The sequence below is a fragment of the Komagataeibacter europaeus LMG 18890 genome, assembly GCF_000285295.1.
GTDB classification, from domain to species: Bacteria; Pseudomonadota; Alphaproteobacteria; order Acetobacterales; family Acetobacteraceae; genus Komagataeibacter; species Komagataeibacter europaeus.
The window spans coordinates 1-2,298 of record NZ_CADP01000224.1 but is presented as its reverse complement, the minus strand read 5'-3'; the positions used below and the strand labels follow the sequence as shown (position 1 = coordinate 2,298).

General features: G+C 50.8%; 2 protein-coding genes. Both read right to left on the bottom strand.

The features are described from left to right. Window positions 1-719, bottom strand: a 719-nt coding sequence (locus tag GEU01_RS23690; protein WP_019087572.1) for a ParB/RepB/Spo0J family partition protein, incomplete at its 3' end; no start/stop codon positions are given. A gap of 351 nt (window positions 720-1,070) precedes the next feature. Continuing rightward, on the bottom strand, window positions 1,071-2,298 hold a 1,228-nt coding region (locus GEU01_RS20885; RefSeq protein ID WP_232272652.1), incomplete at its 5' end, for an AAA family ATPase.

The following is a 2,298-nucleotide window of genomic DNA, read 5'->3' as shown; positions in this document are numbered from 1 at the left end:
ATCTCTTTGCCATCCGTATCGCGAGTGATAGCAACGGCGCCACGTTTAGGCGAGCGCGCGCTGCCGCGACGTAGATGTCCCAGTTCCGTTGCTACCGCATTCTCGAGTTCGCGAGCCACTGCAGCAGGTTCCACAAGGTAGTTCTGATCTTTGCTTCGCAACGCAGCAATACGTTCAGCAGCCTCGTAGACCACTTCGCGTGATGCACTGTCTTTAATAAGGGGCTTTATCTGCATCACATGCTTAAGCCGAATATCATGCGGGCTAACAAATGCCCGAGTGACTGCTTCAGGCAATCTAGCAAGGTCGAGGTACCGGCTTAACCATGCTTCAGAGACGTTCAACCGATCTGCCATCGTTTTTTGGCGACCATGATAGTACCGATCAAGACCCAACAAGTAATCCTTTGCGCGCTCGTAATCGGTAAGATCCTCACGCGCCCTATTTTCTAGGTCCGCAATACGGAAGGCTTCCTCGTCCTCCATTTCACGAGGCTCAACAAGGAACTTAATGTCACGATAATTATTGGCGTTAAGCCACGAAACAGACCAATGCCGNCGTGCGCCACAGATCACTTCGAAATCAAAATCTGGGTTGTTGGTCAGTCGCCGAACGATGGCCGGAACCTCTTGGCGTCCCTGCGCACGAATGCTTTCGATAAGTTCGCGACAGTTTTCATAAGACAACGCGGCGTAATCACGATTATGACCCTCCCACATTTTGCATCGTGCAGGGTCAATAAACTCGTGAGTACGAGTAACAACTTTACCGCTAGCAACTTCTGCTAATCGGTTAGTACGATCATTAATGATTGACCGATTTGGACGAGACTGGCCTTGTCTACCGGTTACGCCTGAAATTGCAGCTGTTAAGCCGTCCGCAAAAGCCCTGTTTTTCCCCGACATTTATCCCTCCTTTTTCACATTACTCGACCTGCAAAAAGTTCGAATAATGCTTTGAAAATGCGTGCTTCGCTTCTCGCTCCGCCACCAATCCAAAATTGCAACGTTGCAATTTTCAGAAATTGACGATTTGCGAGAGTTCAATGAACCGCCATCTCCAAGAAAAAATTACACCAGTCCTTCCTTGCGAAGCCGCTCCTGATGACTAGGCCACATTCCCCGAATATCTGTTTCAAGCTCCTTACACACTGCGTTCAGATAGGTAAGGCAGCGATCACGAACCGACTTGCTTGTGATCGCTCCTTGCTGTTCGTACACAGTCATGAGTCGAGCTGTGGCATTGTCGATTTCAGCAGAATTTTTCAGAGGGGCTCTAACTAGATGATGGCCGAAAATAGCCTGCATCAACTTGATAAGTTCCTTGTGAATCGATTTGTTCTCTTCAACCCGAGAAGCCACGAATTTGAGAAACTCTAGAGAAGGAGCCCTGTCAAACTGCGCTAGCGTCCGCAATGTCTCCTCCAGCATCGACAGGAAGGCCGTCGTTGACGAAAAGTCCATAATTGTCGGGGGCACCGGAACGACCAATGCATTTGCTGCCCTCAGCACAGAAAGCGAGATTGCTCCCAAGGCAGGAGGAGGATCCATAATTATAACGTCAAAATTTGGCGCTATAGACGCCAGCCCTACCGACAACCGATCCACAAGCCCAGGCTCGCCCTGAGCCATCCGCGCGGCGATTTCATACTCAGATTGAAACAGCCGCAGATTAGACGGTATCAGATATAGACCATCGAAATGCGTAGGTTTGAGCGCGTAGCTCAGTGACGAACGTTCATCGTGCCGCAAAAACGGATAAAGCGTCTCATCATCAGTAAGGTCTAAATCTGGCACGTAACCAAAGAGCGTTGTTGCTGACGCTTGGCTATCACAATCGATCAGCGCCACGCGATAGCCTTGGATCGCGAGATATTGCGCAAGGTGAACAGCAACCGTTGATTTCCCGACACCGCCTTTAAAGTTTTGAACAGCTATGATTGCCGGCGGGTCGCCTGGATCACGCCACGGACGCGTGCCAAAGATCCCGCGCATGTCGTTGACCTGTTCAAGCGTATATCCCACACGCCTGTTATTGGCTCCCCGTTCAGGTTTGGGTAGACGACCATCCTTTTCTGCGTCGCGTATGGCTGCGGGCGTCCGGCCTACGAGTTCTGCAGCCTGGCCAATCTGAAATGTCGGTTCTCGTCGCTCGCCGGCTCGCGCGGCAACAGCGCTTTCCCTCAAATTTTCCAGAACTGCCGCGGCTTTATCCGCCAGCCCTTCAACCATTTGGAGACTCGTATATCCGGCTTGCTCGAGATCAGCTGTCATAAATCTTTCTTTCGATAAACGTCCG